This window comes from Olsenella sp. KH1P3 (assembly GCF_900167315.1).
GTDB classification, from domain to species: Bacteria; Actinomycetota; Coriobacteriia; order Coriobacteriales; family Atopobiaceae; genus Olsenella_J; species Olsenella_J umbonata_A.
The window spans coordinates 26,592-46,084 of sequence record NZ_FUWQ01000005.1; the positions used below are offsets into that span (position 1 = coordinate 26,592).

General features: G+C 61.4%; 19 protein-coding genes and 2 tRNA genes. 20 read left to right on the forward strand and 1 reads right to left on the reverse strand.

Features of this window, described 5'->3' with window-relative positions:
* Window positions 1-81 precede the first annotated feature (81 nt).
* From B5D13_RS06935 to holA, 18 genes are all read left to right on the forward strand, one after another.
* A tRNA-Asn gene (locus B5D13_RS06935) sits at window positions 82-156 on the forward strand.
* 40 nt (window positions 157-196) lie between these two features.
* Window positions 197-271, forward strand: a tRNA-Asn gene (locus B5D13_RS06940).
* A 192-nt stretch (window positions 272-463) separates the two neighbouring features.
* Window positions 464-1,285: an ABC transporter permease gene (locus B5D13_RS06945; RefSeq protein ID WP_078687601.1), complete on the forward strand. Its 822-nt coding sequence runs from the start codon at window positions 464-466 to the stop codon at window positions 1,283-1,285.
* Window positions 1,286-1,294: 9 nt separating this feature from the next.
* On the forward strand, window positions 1,295-2,383 hold the full coding sequence (locus tag B5D13_RS08795) for an ABC transporter ATP-binding protein (protein WP_234970760.1): 1,089 nt from the start codon (window positions 1,295-1,297) through the stop codon (window positions 2,381-2,383).
* Window positions 2,384-3,511, forward strand: a complete 1,128-nt coding sequence (locus B5D13_RS06955; protein WP_078687603.1) for a glycosyltransferase family 2 protein — start codon at window positions 2,384-2,386, stop codon at window positions 3,509-3,511.
* Window positions 3,512-3,801: 290 nt separating this feature from the next.
* On the forward strand, window positions 3,802-4,374 hold the full coding sequence (gene pyrR / locus B5D13_RS06960) for a bifunctional pyr operon transcriptional regulator/uracil phosphoribosyltransferase PyrR (RefSeq protein WP_078687604.1): 573 nt from the start codon (window positions 3,802-3,804) through the stop codon (window positions 4,372-4,374).
* Window positions 4,375-5,313 carry an aspartate carbamoyltransferase catalytic subunit gene (locus B5D13_RS06965; protein WP_078687605.1) on the forward strand — a complete coding sequence of 313 codons (939 nt, stop codon included), beginning with the start codon at window positions 4,375-4,377 and terminating at the stop codon, window positions 5,311-5,313.
* Window positions 5,297-6,586, forward strand: coding sequence for a dihydroorotase (locus B5D13_RS06970; protein WP_078687606.1), 1,290 nt, complete (start codon window positions 5,297-5,299; stop codon window positions 6,584-6,586). The genes B5D13_RS06965 and B5D13_RS06970 overlap by 17 nt, the downstream gene beginning before the upstream one ends.
* A gap of 74 nt (window positions 6,587-6,660) precedes the next feature.
* A complete protein-coding gene (locus B5D13_RS06975; RefSeq protein WP_180363891.1) occupies window positions 6,661-7,452 on the forward strand; it encodes a dihydroorotate dehydrogenase electron transfer subunit in 792 nt (263 codons plus the stop codon).
* 14 nt (window positions 7,453-7,466) lie between these two features.
* Window positions 7,467-8,375, forward strand: a complete 909-nt coding sequence (locus tag B5D13_RS06980; RefSeq protein ID WP_078687688.1) for a dihydroorotate dehydrogenase — start codon at window positions 7,467-7,469, stop codon at window positions 8,373-8,375.
* The gene (gene pyrF / locus B5D13_RS06985; protein ID WP_078687607.1) at window positions 8,369-9,094 is read left to right on the forward strand and encodes an orotidine-5'-phosphate decarboxylase; all 726 of its coding nucleotides are present in this window, start codon (window positions 8,369-8,371) and stop codon (window positions 9,092-9,094) included. The genes B5D13_RS06980 and pyrF overlap by 7 nt, the downstream gene beginning before the upstream one ends.
* Before the next feature lie 179 nt (window positions 9,095-9,273).
* Window positions 9,274-9,582, forward strand: a complete 309-nt coding sequence (mihF, locus tag B5D13_RS06990; RefSeq protein ID WP_078687608.1) for an integration host factor, actinobacterial type — start codon at window positions 9,274-9,276, stop codon at window positions 9,580-9,582.
* The gene (gene gmk / locus B5D13_RS06995; protein ID WP_078687609.1) at window positions 9,583-10,158 is read left to right on the forward strand and encodes a guanylate kinase; all 576 of its coding nucleotides are present in this window, start codon (window positions 9,583-9,585) and stop codon (window positions 10,156-10,158) included.
* A 1-nt stretch (window position 10,159) separates the two neighbouring features.
* Window positions 10,160-10,453, forward strand: a complete 294-nt coding sequence (locus B5D13_RS07000; RefSeq protein WP_078687610.1) for a DNA-directed RNA polymerase subunit omega — start codon at window positions 10,160-10,162, stop codon at window positions 10,451-10,453.
* Window positions 10,454-10,455: 2 nt separating this feature from the next.
* Complete coding sequence (gene thiI / locus B5D13_RS07005) at window positions 10,456-11,709, forward strand: tRNA uracil 4-sulfurtransferase ThiI (protein WP_078687611.1); 1,254 nt, start codon at window positions 10,456-10,458, stop codon at window positions 11,707-11,709.
* Between the two features lie 120 nt (window positions 11,710-11,829).
* Complete coding sequence (locus B5D13_RS07010; protein ID WP_078687612.1) at window positions 11,830-12,606, forward strand: ComEA family DNA-binding protein; 777 nt, start codon at window positions 11,830-11,832, stop codon at window positions 12,604-12,606.
* Window positions 12,599-14,980: a ComEC/Rec2 family competence protein gene (locus tag B5D13_RS07015; protein WP_078687613.1), complete on the forward strand. Its 2,382-nt coding sequence runs from the start codon at window positions 12,599-12,601 to the stop codon at window positions 14,978-14,980. Before B5D13_RS07010 ends, B5D13_RS07015 begins: the two co-directional genes overlap by 8 nt.
* A 24-nt stretch (window positions 14,981-15,004) precedes the next feature.
* Complete coding sequence (holA, locus tag B5D13_RS07020) at window positions 15,005-15,976, forward strand: DNA polymerase III subunit delta (protein ID WP_090991481.1); 972 nt, start codon at window positions 15,005-15,007, stop codon at window positions 15,974-15,976.
* Between the two features lie 194 nt (window positions 15,977-16,170).
* Here holA and rpsT read toward each other — a convergent pair whose 3' ends face one another.
* Entirely contained in the window at window positions 16,171-16,434 is a 264-nt protein-coding gene (rpsT, locus tag B5D13_RS07025) for a 30S ribosomal protein S20 (RefSeq protein ID WP_078687614.1), read from the reverse strand.
* A 137-nt stretch (window positions 16,435-16,571) separates the two neighbouring features.
* Between rpsT and lepA the strand changes: the two genes are divergently transcribed.
* Window positions 16,572-18,386, forward strand: coding sequence for a translation elongation factor 4 (lepA, locus tag B5D13_RS07030; protein ID WP_078687615.1), 1,815 nt, complete (start codon window positions 16,572-16,574; stop codon window positions 18,384-18,386).
* Window positions 18,386-19,492, forward strand: coding sequence for a tRNA dihydrouridine synthase (locus tag B5D13_RS07035; protein WP_078687616.1), 1,107 nt, complete (start codon window positions 18,386-18,388; stop codon window positions 19,490-19,492). The genes lepA and B5D13_RS07035 overlap by 1 nt, the downstream gene beginning before the upstream one ends.
* Window position 19,493: the final 1 nt, after the last annotated feature.

The window sequence follows — 19,493 nt, forward strand, 5'->3', positions numbered from 1 at the left end:
AACTGCCAAGAAATTTGATTTTCTGCTTGCATCGTGAGGGCGTATCCGTATACTTATTTCTTGCGTCGCGAGAGCGATTATTCCCCGATGGCGCAGTGGTAGCGCAGCTGACTGTTAATCAGCGTGTCGCAGGTTCGAATCCTGCTCGGGGAGCCAGAATCTTCGCAGCTGGAGCTAATGCTTCGGCTGCTTATATTCCCCGATGGCGCAGTGGTAGCGCAGCTGACTGTTAATCAGCGTGTCGCAGGTTCGAATCCTGCTCGGGGAGCCATGATTTTTCAGCCCGGGATTTTCTGCTCCCGGGCTTTTTGTTTGCCCGCATTCTGGTCTTGAGCTGCGCTTTGACTTGCCTGCTCTGACGTTTGTATGGCATCCACGGCCGCAATAGGCTCCTATGCTAATATTTTCCCGCTTATGTCCCTATCAAATGGGGCGATGTCGGATATAACCGTATGGAGGCAAATTGCAATCAGCCACCACCAAAGCGGGGGTTTCGGCAAAGGACGCCTGGTACCCCGCCTCTAAGCGAGACATCTTCATTCTGAAGGAGCTCGTCTCCAAGGACTTCAAGCTCAAGTACCGTCGCAGTGCCCTGGGTGTCGTGTGGAGCGTTCTCAACCCGCTGCTCATGATGCTTGTTATGGCGGCGGTCTTCGGCAGCTTCATGCGCTACAACGACCCCACCTTGGGTAACTACGCCGTCTACCTCATTCTTGGCAACACCGCGTTCCAGCTCATGAACGACGCGACGAGCCAGGGTATGGGCTCCATCATTGGTGCCTCGTCCCTTCTCAAGAAGGTCAAGATCAACCGATACGTCTTTCCGGTAGAAAAGGCGCTTTTTGCGGGCGTCAACTATCTTTTCTCGCTCATCGCAATTGCCATCGTCATGCTCGTCGAGCAGGTGCCCCTTGGTGTCACGGCGCTTCTCCTGCCTTTTGGCATCCTCATGTTGCTCTTCTTTAGCATCGGCTTGTCGCTCCTGCTCTCGGCGCTCTCGGTGTTCTTCCGCGACGTCATGCACCTCTGGAGCGTCGTGCTGACTGCGTGGACCTACGCCACCCCGCTCTTCTATCCCTTCGCTATCCTTCCCGGTTGGATGCAGACGCTCGAGCGCTTCAATCCCATGTACGTGTACGTCACCTACGTTAGGGATGTCGTTCTGTACCAGACCGTCCCCTCGGTTGGCATGCACGTCGCATGCGTCGCCTTTGCCGCGGTCTCGCTCTTGCTGGGCATGGTGGTCTTCAAGAAGAACCAGCACAAGTTCATCCTCTTTATCTAGGAGCAGGTTTTGCCTAACACTTCAGCAGAGATGCCTGAATGGCTTCCCGTCGCGACGCTTACGCAGAGCGACCTCACGTTCGGCGAGCACACATTCCTCGATGCCTCCGTCATCGGCAATGCTCCTCGTCACGTTCTCTATTCCTATTACTGGAACATCGAGGGTGGCGGACTTGGCGACAAGACCGGCACTCCCGGCGATCAGACGAGGTTCGGCTTCATCCCTCCGTGTCCCGGCCGCTTCCTCCTCACCGTCGAGGCCCATGGCTCCGACGGCGTGGTGAGAAACGCGAGTGCCTGGGTCACCGTTAGGTCCTCGTCGGAGGCGACCCTCAAGCGTCCGGACGTATCCCAGAGCGATGCCGAGGACGTCATCTCCGTCGACGACGTCTCGATGATCTTCAACGTCGCCTCCGAGCAGTTCGGCTCGCTCAAGGAGTACTTCATCGCCCTCATGCGCCACGAACTCAAGTTCAAGGAGTTCCGCGCGCTCAACCACATCAGCTTCAACGTGAAGCGCGGCGAGGCGTTCGGACTCGTGGGCACCAATGGCTCGGGCAAGTCGACCATGCTCAAGATCATCGCCGGCGTCCTCGAGGCCTCCGAGGGCAACTGCAGTGTGCATGGGTCCATCGCACCGCTCATCGAGCTTGGCGCAGGCTTCGACATGGAGCTCACCGCCAAGGAGAACATCTATCTCAACGGCGCCCTGCTGGGCTACCGCAAGGAGTTCATCGACGAGCACTTCAATGACATCGTCGAGTTCGCCGAGCTCCAGAACTTTATGGACATGCCCCTCAAGAACTACTCCTCGGGCATGGTCGCGCGCATCGCCTTCGCCATTGCCACGATCACTGAACCCGACATCCTCATCGTCGACGAGACGCTCTCCGTCGGCGACTACCTGTTCCAGCAGAAGTGCGAGAAGCGCATCCAGGAACTCGTTGCGTCGGGCAACGTCACGGTGCTTCTCGTCAGCCACTCCATCGACCTGGTCGAGCGCATCTGCAACAGGGTCTGCTGGATCGAGAAGGGGCAGATGAGGATGCTGGGCACGACCGACGAGGTCTGCGCGGCGTACAAGAGCATCGGAGCATAAATGAACTCGCAGGTAGACGTTACCGTCGTCCTTCCCATCTATAACACCGACAAATACCTTGACCAGGCGCTCTCGTCTGTCGAGAAGAACGATCGCATCAATCTCGAAATTCTTGCCATCAACGACGGCTCCACTGACCTCTCGCTCCAGATCATGAGGGAGCACGAGGCAAGGGACTCGCGCGTGCGCGTGATCGACAAGGCCAACCAGGGTTACGGCGCCTCCGTCAACAGGGGCTTCCGCGAGGCTCGCGGTACCTACGTGGCCATCCTCGAGCCCGATGACTATGTCGAGCCCCACATGTACGACGACCTGTTCGAGTTTGCGATGAGCTTCGGTATGGTCACGCCTCCCGACGTGGTCAAGTCCCCGTACTGGCGCATCTACATGCCTGGCACGCCCGAAGAGACGAGGCTCAACTGCGCCTACTACGATCGCATCAAGCCCAAGCGGCAGCCCTTCACCATCTTCGACTGCCCGCGCGTCGTCCAGCACCACCCCTCCATCTGGTCCGCTCTTTATCGCAAGGGCTTCCTGGAGGAGAAGGGCATCACCTTCAAGGAGGTGCCCGGTGCGGGATGGGTGGACAATCCGTTCCTGTTCGAGACCATGTGCCGGGCCGAATCCATAGTCTTCAAGAACACTCCGTACTACTGCTACCGAGAGGACCTGCCCGGCTCGTCGTCTGCCACGCGCGTGCTCTCGCTCTCGTTCGAGCGTTGGAATGACATGGCCGACGTCGTAGAGCGCCTGGGCATCACCGACGGGGGAGTCCTCAAGGCACTCGCGACCATCGGCTTCCGCTATGCCGGAGAGGCAATAGGCAGGGGAGCGCTCGACGACCCCGCCCTCAAGGACCAGATGGCCAAGCTCTTCTCGCGAATTGACGAAGAGACGATTCTGGGCCTGCAGAACGTCTCGCCCCAGCTGAGGAAGCTCGCCTTTGAGCTCTCGAATCGTCCCGTCCCCTCGATTTCGAAGCTCGGCTACCTCCTTGGACTCGTTTCCGAGTTCGCCTACGCCACGCGCTGCAACGGCCTTGGCTTTGCTATTTCGCAGATTTCGCGCTATCGCGACCGCAGGAAGCGTCAGGACAAGTGCTCCGAGGGGCATTCCGCCGAGGTCTAGCGAGGGCGATTGGCTTGCCGCGGGCTTGCTCGTGCGGTGGGGAAGCCCCGCATTCGCTTACGTTTTTTATCGACCCGTCTTTGGCGGGTCGATTTTTTTGCTATTGGCAAGATTCTCGCTTGTATCCGTTGTTTCTCGCGATATATTGAGTAAGACCTTTAAGCGCGGTACGAGATGCCGGCAAGGACGCTTTGATTATTGTAGGATCTCCGTTTAGGTGGTCTGACATAGCTTTCTTCCGACGCTTGTGCCGCATGTGCGGACAGGCGTTTTTTATTGGAAGGAGTGCCATGGCAGAGAACAGCCCCAAGGCCGTCATCATGGATGGGCAGGCAATGGCTAGGGCAGTGACTCGCATTGCCCACGAGATCATCGAGCGCAACGAGGGTGCCCAGGACCTCGCCCTCGTTGGCATCATCAGGCGCGGCGAGACGCTTGCTAACAGACTCGCCGATGCAATCGAGGGGATCGAGGGGACGCGTCCCGTGATCGGCTCGCTCGACATCAGCTTCTATCGCGACGACTTCATGCGCAACGTAGCGCCCGTGCTGCACGGCACGAACATTCCCTTTGACATCGACAATCGCACGATCGTCCTGGTGGACGACGTGCTCTACACCGGCAGGACGGTCCGCTCCGCGCTCAATGCGCTGATGGACTACGGCCGTCCCCAGTCCGTGCAGCTCGCCGTCATGGTTGACCGCGGCCACCGCGAGCTTCCCATCCGTGCGGACTTCGTTGGCAAGAACGTGCCTTCTTCCCACGAGGAGGACGTGCGCGTGTGCATTACTCCGCTCGACGAGCGTGACTCCGTCGAGATCTGGAGTCTCGATACCGAAAAGAATGCCGGAGGTGCAAACTAGATGCTCTCAGTCAAACATCTCATCGACACGTACAGCCTTACAGCCGATGACATCACCCAGATTCTCGACACGGCCGCCGCGTTCGAGTCCGTCAACAACGCGCGCGTCATCAAGAAGGTTCCCGCGCTGCGCGGCCGCACGATCGTGAATCTCTTCCTTGAGCCCTCCACGCGCACCAAGAGCTCCTTCGAGCTCGCCGAGAAGCGCCTCTCTGCCGACTCCATCTCCATGGGCGGCAGCACCTCTTCCGTCGTCAAGGGTGAGAGCCTCGCGGACACGATCCAGACCATCGACGCAATGAACGTTGACATGTTCATCTGCCGCGCCCGTCTCGCCGGCACGCCCCAGAAGATCACCGAGAACACCGACGCCATCGTCATCAACGCAGGTGACGGCAAGCACCAGCACCCCACGCAGGCCATGCTTGACCTCTACACCATTCGCAAGCACTTCGGCCACCTCGCGGGCCTCAAGGTCGCCATCGTCGGCGACCTTGCCCACAGCCGCGTCTGCGGATCGCTCGCCCCTGCGCTCAAGACCATGGGCGCGGAGGTTGTACTCGTCGGCCCTCCCACCTTCCAGGTGGACGACCCCGAGTGGTTCGGCTGCCCCCAGACCTGGAGCCTCGATGAGGTAATAGACGACGTTGACGTCGTCTACATGCTTCGCGTTCAGCTCGAGCGCATGGAGGGCGCGACCATTCCTTCTCGCCGCGAGTACAACCGCCTCTACGGCCTCGACATGAACCGCGTGCACCGCATGAAGGAGAACGCGATCATCTGCCACCCTGGCCCCATGAACCGTGGCATGGAGATCAACGCTGACGTGGCCGACTGTGGCCGCTCTAGGATTCTGAACCAGGTCAACGCTGGTGTTCTTACCCGCATGGCCGAGATGTACCTGCTGCTGGGAGGAGAGAACAATGGCATTTCTGCTTAAGGGAGCCCACGCCGTCGACCCTCAGGTCGGCCTCGACAAGGTAGTCGACGTCCTGATTGACGGCGAGGATATTGTTGAGGTCGCGGAGTCCATCGACGCGCCCGAGGCCGAGGTGGTCGACGCCCGCGGCAAGTACCTGGTTCCGGGCCTCGTCGACATGCACGTCCACTTCCGCGATCCCGGCTTCGAGTACAAGGAGGACATCGCCTCCGGCTGCCGTGCCGCGACCCATGGCGGCTTCACCGACGTCGCGACAATGCCCAACACCGACCCCGTCACCGACACGGGTACCGGCGTACGCTACCAGATCGACCGTGGTCGTGCGGCCGACCTCTGCCACGTCCGTCCAATCGGCGCGCTTACCCGTGGCGAGAAGGGCGAGGCCCTTGCGGAGATCGGTGACATGGTCCTCGAGGGTGCCTGCGCCTTCTCTGACGATGGCCACGGCGTCCAGAGCGCCGGCATGATGCGCACCGCAATGGGCTACGTCTCCCAGTTTGACCGCGTCGCCATCGCGCACTGTGAGGTCGAGTCGCTCACCACGCACGGCGTCATCAACGAGGGTCGCGCCTCGACGCGCCTTGGCATGTTCGGCTGGCCGGCGCTTGGCGAGGAGCTCGAGATCTATCGCGACATCGAGCTCTGCCGCCTCACTGGCTGCCCTCTCCACATCGCCCACATTTCGACCAAGAAGGGACTGGACCTTGTCAAGGCTGCAAAGGCCGAGGGTCTTCCGGTCACCTGCGAGGTCACGCCGCACCACATCTTCCTCAACGAGGATGACGTGACCGCCGAGTACAACACCAACCTCAAGATGAATCCTCCTCTGAGGCTCAAGAGCGATATGGAAGCCCTGCGCGAGGGCATCGTCGACGGCTCCATCGATTGCATCGTCACCGACCACGCTCCTCACGCCAAGCACGAGAAGGACTGCGAGTGGGAGATCGCCTTCTTCGGCACCATCGGCCTCGAGACCTCGCTGCCCCTCATGCTCAACAACATGGTTCGTTCCGGCGAGATGAGCTGGGCTAGGCTCGTCGAGGTCATGGCCATCAACCCCCGCTCCGTCCTGAGGTTGAAGCCGGTCAAGATCGAGAAGGGCTCCAAGGCAGACCTCACGCTCATCGATCCCGAGAAGGAGATCACCGTCAGCGAGGACTATTTCGAGAGCAAGTCCAAGAACTCCGCGTTCCTGGGCATGAACCTCGTCGGTGTCGCCACCGACGTCTTTGTCGACGGCAAGAGGACTCTCGTGGACGGTCAGGTGGCCTAGTCCGCTCGCATCACATCTCGTGGCGCGATACCCTAATGGGGTCTCGCGCCACGTCTGTATAAGGAGGACGTACTGTGCATCTGGATGCCAAGGTACATCAATACGACTTTACGGTTGTATCGAACGAGCGGGTGGGAGACGGAATATTTCGCCTCGTCATCAGCTGTCCCGAGCTCGCCTCGCTGATTCTTCCGGGGCAGTTCATGAACTTCCGCGTTCCGGGGGACGCTTCCCACATCGTCAGGATCCCGCTTTCCTTCGCTTCGAGCGATGCGGGTACGGGCACCATCGAGCTCGTTTACGCCGCGGTGGGCGAGGGGACGAGGCGACTCTCCCTCTTGGAGGCCGGAGACGGTTCCGACCTGTTGGGGCCTTGCGGCCATGGCTGGAATGTCAGGCCTGGAGGCAGGGCACTCTGCGTCGCCGGCGGCGTCGGTGTTCCTCCGGTGCTTGCTGCCGCGAGGGCTCTCGTGCAGGCCGGCCGCACCGTCGACGTCGTGCTTGGCGCCCAGACCGCCTCGAGGCTCTGGGGCGAGACAGACGCGCTCGCCCTTGGCGCCGGGGAGGTCATTGTCTGCACCGACGACGGCTCCTATGGCATGAGGGGCTTTGCGACCATCGCCGTAGAGAAGCTCTTCTCCGCCAACGAGTACGACCTCGTGGTCACCTGCGGGCCCAACGTCATGATGGGCGCCGTCGCGCGCATTGCAGAGGATGCCGGCGTGGAGTGCCAGGCCTCCCTCGAGCGCATGATGACCTGCGGGTTCGGTGCCTGCAGCACCTGCAACGTCGCCATGAGGGCCGGCGGCTACAAGGCCTGCTGCATGGACGGTCCCGTATTTGACGCAAAGGAGGTCGCGTGGTGAGCGATACCGTGAACATGTCCGTCGACCTCGGCGGCATCAAGATGAAGAACCCCATCAACACTGCGTCCGGAACCTTCGGCAACGGTTGGCAGTTCGAGGGATTCTACGACGTCAGCACCCTTGGCGCCATCACGACCAAGGGTTGCGCGGCCGAGCCGTGGGACGGCAATCCCGCACCGCGCATGTGCGAGGTCAACTCGGCCATCATGAACTCCGTCGGCCTTCAGAATCCCGGGGCCCACGCGTTCGTAGAGACCTATGGCGAATACCTGGCGGGACTCGAGGGTCGTGGAACGCGCGTCATCGTCCAGGTCGCGGGCCACTCCCTCGAGGAGTACGCCCGGGCCGTCGAGCTTTTTGACGAGCTCGCGCCGTTTGCCTCCGGCTTCGAAATTAACATCTCGTGTCCCAACGTGAGCAAGGGCGGCGCCGCCATGGGCGCAACTCCCAAAGCGGCCGCCGAGGTCATGCGTGCGGTTCGCCCCCTCACTTCGAGGCCCGTCGTTGTCAAGATGGCGCCGCATGACGTCGCCGAGATCGGGCGCGCGCTGGAGGCCGAGGGTGCGGACGCACTCTCGCTCATCAATACCATTCCCGCCATGGCCATCGACGTGAGGACTAGAAGAAGCCGCCTCTCGAGGGCCACGGCTGGCCTTTCCGGCCCCGCCATTCACAACATCGCGGTGCGCATGGTCTGGGAATGCCACAACGCGGTCGATATCCCGCTGTGCGGAATCGGCGGCGTCTCCTCGGGTGCGGACGCGGCCGAGTTCATCCTGGCCGGAGCCACGGCCGTCTCTGTCGGTACGGCGAACCTTACCGACCCCACGAGTGCCCCGAGGATACTGTCAGAGCTTGAGCAATGGGCCGAGTCCCAGGGTGTCCGTGACATCAACGATTTGATTGGAGCTGCCGAATGCTAGGTGAAGAGGCTGCGCGTGAGTCCGTTATCGTCGCGCTAGATTGTGACAAGCAGATCGCGCTAGAGCTTGCCGACAGGCTTCGTGGCAAGGCACGCTGGGTCAAGGTCGGCATGACGCTCTTCTACGCCGAGGGCCCGTCCATCGTGAGAGAGATGCACGATAGGGGATTCAAGGTATTTCTCGACCTCAAGATCCACGACATCCCCTTCCAGGTCAGGGGAGCTGCCCGCTCCGCCTCGCTCTCGGGTGCAGATATCCTTTCCATTCACGGCCTGGGCTCCTCTGCCATGATCGCCCAGGCGCGTGAGGGCGTTGAGGAGGCCGCTGCCAAGCGCGACGGCGACCGCACGAGGCTCGTCGCGATTTCCGTGCTGACGAGCATGGACCAGGGCTCGCTTTCCGAGGTCGGCATCGAGCTTCCTGTCAAGGACGAGGTCGCAAGGCTCGCTAAGCTCTCCTTTGACGCGGGCTCCGACGGCATCGTCTGCTCTCCGCAGGAGGCTGCCCAGATGCGCAAACTTCTGGGTCCGGAGGCCCTGCTCGTAACCCCGGGCGTCAGGCCGGTCGGCTCTGCGGTCGGTGACCAGAAGCGCGTTGCCACGCCTGCGGCTGCGATTGCTGCTGGAGCATCTAAAATTGTGGTCGGTCGCCCAATAACGCAGGCCGATGAGCCAATTTCTGCCTTCGAATGCATAGTGAATGAGCTAGTGAAGGGCTAATATTCTTTACGGGAGCGGTATTGAAGTGCAGTTATGTGTATTTCAGCCCGTCCACGTGCGTTTTTGCCAATAGGTACTTGATAAATACAGGACATATTGGCAAACTATCGTCTTGCACGTTGATTAACAGCGCTTTTGCAAGGCGTTATACGTATGAATTCCGATGTTTGGAGGAACCCATGGCACTACCTCAGCTTACTGACGAGCAGCGTAAGGCAGCACTCGAGAAGGCCGCTGCGGCCCGTCACGCGCGTGCTGAGCTGCGTGAGAAGATCAAGCAGGGTGAGATTTCTCTCGAGGAGGTTCTCAACTCTGAGGATCCTATCGCCAGCCGCATGAAGGTTTCCGCACTCATCGAGTCCCTGCCTGGCTATGGCAAGGCTAAGGCTGCCAAGATTATGGACGAGCTCGCCATCTCCTCCACTCGTCGCGTTAAGGGCCTCGGTGCTCGTCAGCGCGAGCAGCTTCTCGAGGTGCTCTCCAAGTAAGTGAGCACTCCTCGTTTATTTGTCATTTCCGGACCGTCGGGTGCGGGGAAGGGTACTTTGCTCTCGCTTGTTCGCGAGCAACGACCTGACCTCGGCCTGACGGTTTCGGCTACCACTCGTTCGCCGCGTCCCGGCGATGTGAATGGTGTCACGTACCACTTCCTCACCGATTCCGAGTTCGTCTCCAAGGTCGAGGCCGGAGAGTTTCTCGAGTGGGCGGACGTGCATGGCCACAAATACGGGACGCTTAAGAGTGAGGTTGACTCTCGAATCGCCGATGGCAAGTCGGTCATTCTCGAGATTGACGTTCAGGGGGCCTTTAACGTCAAGAGGATCTACCCCTCTGCCGTACTCATCTTCATCGAGCCGCCCTCCCTAGAGGTTCTCGAGCGGAGGCTGCGCGGCAGGGGTACCGAGGACGAGGCTTCCGTTGAGCTGAGGCTCACGAACGCCCGTCGAGAGATGGATTTGGCCGATCGCTACGATGCCCGGGTTGTCAATGACGATTTGGACAGGGCAGCAGCTGAACTTGCCCGCATTTTTGATCACTACGAGACGAATGGAGGTAACTCCTAACATGGCAGTTACTAAGCCCGAGATCGATGATCTCCTATCGATGACCGAGCAGAACCCGTTCCTGCTCTGCACCGTCGCTTCCAAGCGTGCGTGCGACATCAATAACATGGTACGTGGCCAGCACCTCCGCGTCACCGCCATTCAAGACTTTGACGACATCACTCCCGTCGTTTCGGGAGAGGACCCCGTCACCATCGCCATGACTGAGATCGAGGACGGCACCCTCGGCTTCGTCAAGGAGAAGTTTGACGAGGAGATCAAGGGCAACAACACTCGCGTCGAGCGCAACCTCTAGGCATGACTAACAGAGTCTGTCTGGTCCACTACCACGAGATCGGCCTCAAGGGCAAGAACCGTTCCACCTTTGAGAACCAGCTCGTGAGGAACCTTCGCTGTGCGCTTCGTAGCTTTCCCGTCAAGGGGATCAAGAGGATCTCGGGTCATCTGCTCGTGACGGTGGAGGATGGCTTCGCCTCTCAGGAGCTTGCTCATGCCATCTCCCGCGTTCCCGGAGTGGCGCGCGTCTCTCTTGCATACCTCTGCGGTCTTGACCAGGATGAGTACTGTGCCGCTGCCGTCAAGGCCCTTGGCGAGGCGGGGGAGTTCACAACCTTCAAGGTTCATGCGCGTAGGTCGTCGACCGACTACGAGCTTCACACGCTTGACATCAACCGACTCGTGGGCGGCGTACTCTGCCAGGAGTTCCCCGACAAGAAGGTTGCCATGCACGGCCCCGACGTGACGGTCATCGTCATGGTCGTCAACGCGAGCGTCTACGTGTACGCCGACACCGGTCGTGGCGTCGGCGGTCTTCCCGTCGGCACCGCAGGTAAGGTCGTCACGCTCCTCTCGAGCGGCTTCGACTCTCCGGTCGCTACGTGGATGGTCGGACGTCGTGGTGCTACCTGTGTTCCCGTGCACTTCTCGGGTCGCCCCATGACCGCCGACACCAGCGAGTACCTCTGTCAGGACATCGTCAACGCGCTTGCTCCCTCCGGCATGATTGGGCGTATGTACGTCGTTCCGTTTGGCGAGAAACAGCGCGAGATCTCACTTGCCGTTCCGCAGAGCCTGCGCATCATCACCTACCGTAGGATCATGTTCGCCGTGGCCGAGAGGATTGCGCAGATCGAGGGTGCCAAGGCCCTCGTCACCGGTGAGTCCCTGGGGCAGGTCGCCTCTCAGACGCTCGATAACATCTCGGTCGTCAATGAGATGGTCTCGCTTCCCGTGCTCCGCCCCCTCATCGGGTCGGACAAGCTTGAGATCATGAGCCGTGCCGAGGAGATTGGCACGTACGACATTAGCTCCCAGGACGCCGCCGACTGCTGCACCCTTTTCATGCCGCGTCGCCCCGAGACCCACGCGAAGCCCGACCAGGTACACGAGGCCTGGGACTCCTTCGACCATGATGCCATGATCGACGACCTGGTTAACAGCATCGAGTACGTCGACTTTGACCAGTGCCCGAGCTACAAGCCCCCTCGTGGGTACCGTGCACGCCACCGCGAGCTCGCTCCTGCCGCCTTCGAACGTGATGACGTCAAGTAGGGTGTGCGTCGTGCCCCGTCAGCTAGGCGAGAGCTTGAAGTGACTTAGGAGCGACCATACCTTTCTGTTTCGCCAAAGCATGCCACCCCTGGGACGATGATTGTCCTGGGGGTGGTTTTTATGGCGCAGCGCAGAAGCAAGGGTCGGGCGAGTTCGTCGGTTTCCCTCTTTTCCGACTCGGTCTCCAAAAGGATTGCCCTGTCTGGGCGGCGGCGGAGTGCCGTCATCGTTCTTGCGTGCTGCTTCCTGTTTGCGGTCGTGGGCATCACGTTCGTCCTGCTACGGCAGGGCGAGTATAGGCTCACGCGCTCATCGGGACCTGGGGCCGCGGCGGAGGCTGACGCTCGCCAGGGTGCGCACGAGTCGGAGCCTGTAGATCGGGGGGAACCCTCCGACTCAGAAGGCTCCTCGAAGGCGTCCGACTCCACGGAGACGTTCTTCGTGCACGTCGACGGCGCCGTCGCCTCGCCCGGAGTCTACGAGCTCGCCGCCGGCTCGCGTGCCAACGACGCGGTCCGCGCTGCCGGTGGACCCACCGAGGGTGCAGACCTTTCCATGCTCAACCTTGCGCAGAAGGTCTCGGACGGGGAGAAGATCCATGTCCCCGCTCAAGGCGAGGCGGCTCCCCAACCCTCGCAGGCAGATGTCGGTTCCATCGATCCCTCCGTCCCCCCTAGCGGTTCTGGCTCGTCTAAGGGCGGCGCGTCGCTCGTTAACATCAACACGGCCAGTGTCGACGAGCTTAAGACGCTCAGTGGCGTAGGAGAGTCCACTGCCAAGGCGATCGTGGAGGACCGGACAAATAACGGGCCGTTCGCCAGCAAGGAAGACCTGATGCGCGTCTCTGGCATAGGCGAGAAGAAATACGCCAAGCTTGAGGGGAGCATCTGTGTCTAGGGAAGCGAGGTTTCCCGACCGCCCCGGCATTCCCGTCTCCCTCTACTCGCTCCTCGTCGTCATGGCGGTGGAGAGGCTCGTCCTTCTCGGCGGGATGGTGCCGCCTCCCCTTGCAACGGCACCTCTTTTCCTACTTCTCCTCGCGCTTTCGTGCGTCCTCGTTCGAAGGGTCGGGTCCGAGGTCGTGGCGCTTACCGTGTTTGTCGCCGCTTCGGCGACGATTGCCCTATTCGCCTCCTCGGCGCGTTCGTCCTCGCTCGAACGTGCTGCTTGCGTTCTGGCCCGCACGCCTCCGTCTGCATGTACGTACCGCGTTTCTTCGGATTCCGCCGCATCGACGGGCGGATATCGTTCGCGTGCCGTCGCTTGCGTGGACGGCGAGGCCGTCGCAGATGTGTGGCTGTCTTCCAAAGATGAGCTTCGCGCGGGCGACGTCGTACGCTGCGTCGGTCGCTTTCGATCCAATTCGGATGACGAGTGGGGGAGGAGCAATCGCGGCCGGGGAATCATGGGCTCCGTCAGCGCGGTTCGCGTCGTCTCGCGCGGTTCCGACGACGGCGCGCTCGCACGTTTGCGTGCGTTTCGCGAGGACGTAATTTCGGATATCGTCTCGCAAGGTTCCGATGGGTCGACCGTCCTTGCGGGCTGTTTGTGCGGCTATCGAGGAGCCCTTAAGGAACGTGAGGTAGATAGGCTCTTCTCGACCTGTGGGGTGTCCCACCTCATTGCCGTGTCGGGGACTCACATCGCGATTGTGGCCGAGCTTGTGGCTATGGTCATGTCGCGTATTGGCGCTCGGCGCCTTGTCTCCGCTGTCGTTCTGTTGCTGTCGATCGGTTCCTTCGTCCTCTTTTGTGGAGCGCCGCCGTCCGCCGTCCGTGCGGGCCTCATGTCCGTCGTGGCTTCGGGTGCGGCGCTCGCCGGAAGGAGGGGGCAGTCGCTTTCGGCCGTCTGCGCGGTCGCCATTCCGCTGTGCCTCGTCGAACCTTGTCTCTCGTGTGAGGTTGGGTTTTTGCTGTCTGTCGTCGCGGTGGCCTCGCTTTGCCTGTTCGCGCCGTATGCCGCCTACGTCATCGAGGTGCTCTTCTCGTCCGAGGCGGCTTCTCGCTGGGCCTCTCGCAGAAGATGGGGGAGAAGGGCCCTCGAAACGCTCTCGGGAGCCAGACGCGCCCTTGCCGTCACCCTCGTTGCCCAGGTTGCGACGGCTCCCATTATTGTCTCGAACTTCTCCGAGATATCGCTCGTGGCACCGTTCACCAACCTGCTGGTGTCGCCTTTTGTCGCAATCGTCGTGGCCCTCGGCGTCGCGTCCTGCCTTCTCCGCCCCGCACCCTGGGCCTCCTTTGTCCTCGTCAGGACCGCCTCGGTGATAGGGGATGCGGTGGTTGCCGTGCTTCGCACAGTATCCGCCTGTCCCTTCTCGTCTGTCTCCGTTTCGGCCTCTGAGGGCGTGGCATTTGCCGTCTTCTTTGGTCTCTCCCTCGCCCTGCTCATTTGGTGGCCTCGCGTTAACGCGAGGCTTGTCCGGCATGTGATGCTCGCGGTTTTCGTTGGAAGTGCTTGTCTGCTGTTCAGATGGCGCTTCTTCGCTCCAGCGCGGGTCTGCGTACTGGACGTCGGACAGGGTGACGCTATCCTGGTGCAGGACGGTTCCTCTGCGATCCTGGTCGACGTCGGTCCCGACGACAGCGTCGTCCAGGAGCTCCAGAGCCTTCACGTCCTTCATCTTGACGCCGTGGTCGTCACCCACCTTCATGGCGACCACTATGGTGGTTTCGACTCGCTTTCGAGGGGAATCGGATGCGACCGGGTCCTCGTGGCGCGCGGGGTCTCCTCCGGCTTTGCCCGGATCGAGTCGGGCGCTTTGGCCCGCACGGCTCCCGAAGGTGTCGGCGAGTTGGGTCTTGGCGATGCCCTTGACTGCGGAGGATTCCACCTTCGCGTCGTATGGCCCGAGTCTGACGTCGATGGCACGCAGAATGCGCACTCGCTTGAGCTTGTGCTTTCTTACGACGAGGGTGGTCGCTCGATGACGGGACTCCTTACGGGAGACGCCGAGCGTGACGAGACCGGTGAGGTCGTCGACTCGGGTCGTGTCGGTCGGATTGACTTCCTCAAGGTTGGGCACCATGGTTCAAGCGTTTGCCTCACGCCCTCCGAGACAAAGGCGTTGTCACCGCTTTTGAGTGTCGCAAGTGCGGGTGAGGGCAACTCCTACGGACACCCGTCCGAGGAGGCCGTCGACATGCTGGAGGACGTTGGCTCTCGCTTCTTCTGCACGAAGGACGTCGGTCGCGTCGTGGTGGCTCCCGGGTCGGGAGGGCTTGAGGTTTCATGCGAAAGGGTGCCGGAGCCCCTGCCCGATGTGGCATAGTATTCAAGGACGAAAGGGGATGTCTTGGCAAGAATTTCAAATGCGGCTCTGCTTCCCGCCTACCTGGTGGTCGGAAGCGACGAGCTCAAAGTCGAGAAGACGGTCTGCAGGCTCAAGTCCCGCCTGGACGAGGGTCTCGCCACCTTCAACCTCGACGAGCTGAAAGCATCTGCCGACCTGCTGCCCGGCACCCTGACCTCCTCGCTCAACACCATCCCCGTCGGCACCGGCTTTAGGCTCGTGGTTGTGCACGACGCCGAGAAGCTTCCCAAGCCGACCTCCGAGGCCATCATCTCCTACCTCAAGGACCCGAACGAGGGCTGCGTACTTCTCCTCGTCGCTAAGACTCTCGCCAAGACGACCAGGCTCTACAAGGCGGTCAAGGCGTGCGGCGACAAGTCCGTCATCGATTGCTTCCCGCCGAAGAAGCGCTGGGAACTCTCCGGCCAGGTCTGCAAGCTCGCTCGCGCGCACGGCCTCCAGATGGACGAGGCCGCCGCGACGGAGCTCATATCGCGCGTCGGCGAGTCGACCGTCATGCTCGATGCCCAGCTCAAGTCACTTGCTGCGCTTTTTGGTGACGGTGCCTGCATAGGTGTGCCAGAGGTCGAGAAGAACGTGGCGCGCATTGCCGACGTCAAGCCCTGGGACCTTCTTGATGCCGTCTCGGCGCGTGATGCGCAGAAGGCCCTGAGACTCTATCGCATGATGAGGAAGCCCTCCCAGATCGCGCTCGTCACCTTCCTGAGTGGAAGGATTCGCGAGCTCATCTGCGCCAAGTCGCTCGACGCTCGTGGCGAGGGCGGGATGCTCCCCGGCGAGCTGAAGAAGCAGCAATGGCAGGTCAAGAACTACGTCGGCTGGGCCCGGCGCTTCGCTCCCGGCGAGCTTGAGTCCGCGCTTTCCTCCCTTGCGCGCTGCGAGGCTGACCTCAAGAGCGGAGCGGATGCCGAGACCACCTTCGTCACGCTCATGCTCGAGCTCTGTGGGGTTTAGGCTCCGTTCCTCTCATACGGTCTTTCCCACGCCGTTTCTCTCGAGTGACGCTTCCAAAACATGGCGCAATTGTGTCGTTTCGAGTGATCGCTCGTGTCGCGGTGCATGCATTTCTCTGCTGTGCTGTTTTTTGACATAAAAAGGGCGCATCCAATGGATGCGCCCTATGAGCCTTTATGAGGTGAAGAAGCGTCTTACTTGAGGGTGTTGACGAGCTTCTGCATGCCAGACTTGCGCTCGGCAGCCTGATTCTTGTGGATGATGCCCTTGGAGGCGGCCTTGTCCATCAGACGACCGGCGACGTTGGCAGCCTTCTGGGCCTCCTCGACGTCCTTGGCCTCGACGGCAAGACGAACCTTCTTGACGGCGGTCTTGAGCTCGGAGCGGACTGCCCTGTTGCGGATGCGAGCCTTCTCTGCGGTGAGAATGCGCTTCTTCTGAGACTTGATGTTAGCCACGTGTGGTTCCTTTCGGTTCTTATCCTTGAGGCCTCTTATTTACGAGGTGTAGGACGTGGGGAATCCGACACCTGACACGGCGAGGTCGACTTCGGGAGTATAGCACGTAACGTGCGATTTACGCTATTATCTTCCGCATGGCTAACAATGATACTTCACATATTCGCAATTTCTCGATCGTTGCGCACATCGACCACGGCAAGTCGACCATCTCTGACAGGATCCTCGAGCTCACTCACACGGTAGAGCGGCGAGACCTAGCGAGCCAGATGCTCGACTCCATGGAGATCGAGCGCGAGCGTGGCATTACCATCAAGAGCAATGCCGTTCGCGTGGTCTACACCGCAGACAACGGGGAGGACTACCAGTTCAACCTGATTGACACTCCTGGCCACGTCGACTTCACCTACGAGGTCTCCCGCTCGCTTGCGGCCTGCGAGGGCGCGGTTCTGGTCGTCGATGCCACGCAGGGTGTCGAGGCCCAGACGGTCTCGAACGCGAGCCTCGCGATGAATGCGAATCTCGACATCGTCCCCGCTATCAACAAGATTGACCTTCCGTCGGCCCACCCTGACGAGGTCAAGGCCGAGATCGAGGAGGACCTTGCCATCCCGGCCGACGACGCCGTCCTTGTGTCGGGCAAGACCGGCGAGGGCATCCACGACCTCCTCGAGTCGATCGTGTATCTGGTCTCGCCGCCGAAGGGCGACGCGAACGCCCCGCTCAAGGCCCTCATTCTGGACTCGTATTTCGACGAGTACCGCGGCGTGGTGGCGACGGTGCGCGTGTTCGACGGCGTCATGCGCGCCGGCAAGAGCATGCGCATGATGGCACTCGGCGACACCTTCCTGTGCGACGGCGTCGGCGTCAAGCGCCCACTCGAAACGCCCCTCGACGAGCTCGGGGTGGGCGAGGTCGGCTACGTCGTCACTGGCTTGAAGGATCCCGCCCTCGTCAAGACCGGCGACACCATCACGCTTGTAGACGATCCCTGTGCCGAGCCCTGTCCCGGCTACCACGAGGCGAAGCCCATGGTCTTCACGGGCCTTTTCCCGATTGACAACAAGCAGTACGAGAACCTTCGCGACGCGCTCGAGAAGCTCAAGGTCAACGACCCGTCGCTCACCTGGGACCCCGAGACCTCCGTCGCACTGGGCTTTGGCTTCCGCGTGGGATTCCTCGGTCTTCTCCACATGGAGGTCGTGAAGGAGCGCCTGGAGCGCGAGTTCAACCTCGACCTGATTGCGACGAGTCCCTCCGTCAACTACCACGTGTTCAAGACAGACGGCTCCATGATCGAGATCACGAGCCCTCAGGACATGCCCGAGGTGACGAGGATCGACCATATCGAGGAGCCCTACCTCAAGGCAAAGGTCATCGTTCCGCCCGAGTTCATGGGTGCCGTCATGCAGCTTGCCATCGACCACCGTGGCATCACGCAGGACATGGTCTACCTCTCCGAGAAGTCGGTCGAGATGCACTTCGACATGCCTTTGGCCGAGCTCATTTTGGACTTCTTCGACCAGCTGAAGAGCCGCACCAAGGGCTACGCCTCCCTCGACTACGAGCTGTCCGACTACCGCAGCTCCGACCTCGTCAAGCTTGACATCCTGCTCTCGGGTGACGAGGTTGACGCGCTCTCGTTCATCGTTCACAAGGACAAGGCCTACGAGCTCGCCCGCCGCCTGTGCGACAAGCTCAAGGAGATCATCCCGCGCCAGCAGTTCGAGGTTCCCATCCAGGGAGCCATCGGCAACAAGATCATCAGTCGCTCGACTGTCAAGGCTCATCGCAAGGACGTCCTCGCCAAGTGCTACGGCGGCGACATCTCGCGTAAGCGCAAGCTTCTCGAGAAGCAGAAGGAGGGCAAGAAGCGCATGAAGTCCATCGGCTCCGTCGAGGTCCCACAGGAGGCGTTCCTCGCCGTCCTCAAGGTGGATGACGACAAGTGATGCATGGTCTGAATATCGAGGATTCTCGTCGCAAAGCCCCCGGGTCGCTTTGCGACGACCCCGCCGCGTCCGAGGTGCTCGCCGCATTGGCGAGAGGTGCCGGACTCTCCGACGCGCTCGAGCGCTTCCCCCGTGCAGGCACCCTTCGCGAGCGTCTCGAGCGCGCCCGCTACCTCATGGCGCCCATGGCCGGCGTATCTGACGCGGCCTATCGCATGATGGCGCGCGCCGGCGGGGCCGGTCTGGCATACTCCGAGATGGTGTCGGTCGCTGGCATCCACTACGAAGGCGAGAAGACCTGGGACCTCGTTATCCCGCGCGATCCCGAGCCCGACCTCGCCGTCCAGCTGTTCGGGTCGAAGCCCGACCAGTTCAGGGAGGCTGCGGCTCAGGTGTCTGAGCGCCTCGGCGACCGTCTTGCGCTCATCGACATCAACATGGCCTGCCCGGTTCCAAAGGTCACCAAGAAGGGCGAGGGCTCGGCTCTCCTGGACGAGCCGGAGCTCGCGGCCGATATCGTGCGTGCCTGCGTGCGAGAGGCGAGCGTCCCCGTTACCTGCAAGATCAGACGTAGCCGACGTCCCGGCCCCGAGCAGGCGCCCGACTTCGCGCGCGCGCTCGAGCAGGCGGGCGCCTCTGCCGTCGCGGTTCATGGCAGGTGCGCGAGCCAGCTCTATCGCGGCGAGGCTGACTGGTCCGTCGTCAGGCACGTGGTCGACGCGGTCTCGATACCGATCATCGGCTCTGGTGACGTGCTCAGTGCCGAGAGTGCGTCTCGCATGCGCGCGGAGACCGGTGCGAGTGCGGTCATGGTCGCGCGCGGAACCTACGGAAACCCCTGGATCTTCGGGTCCGCTCGTCTCGTTGACGCTGGGAAGCCCCCCAAGGAGCCCTCGGCCCTGGAGCGTATCTCGGCATTCGAGTGCCACGTCAGGCTGCTTGCTGCCACCGGTGCCCACCTGGCTCGCGCCCGCAGCCTTGCCGGCTGGTACTTCAAGGGCATGCCGCATGCTGCCGCCTGGAGAAACAACGCTATGTCCTGCGTCTTGCTCGAGGATTTTCTGAAGCTCGCGCGCGATCTGCGCCTTCGCGCGCTGGAGGGCTAGC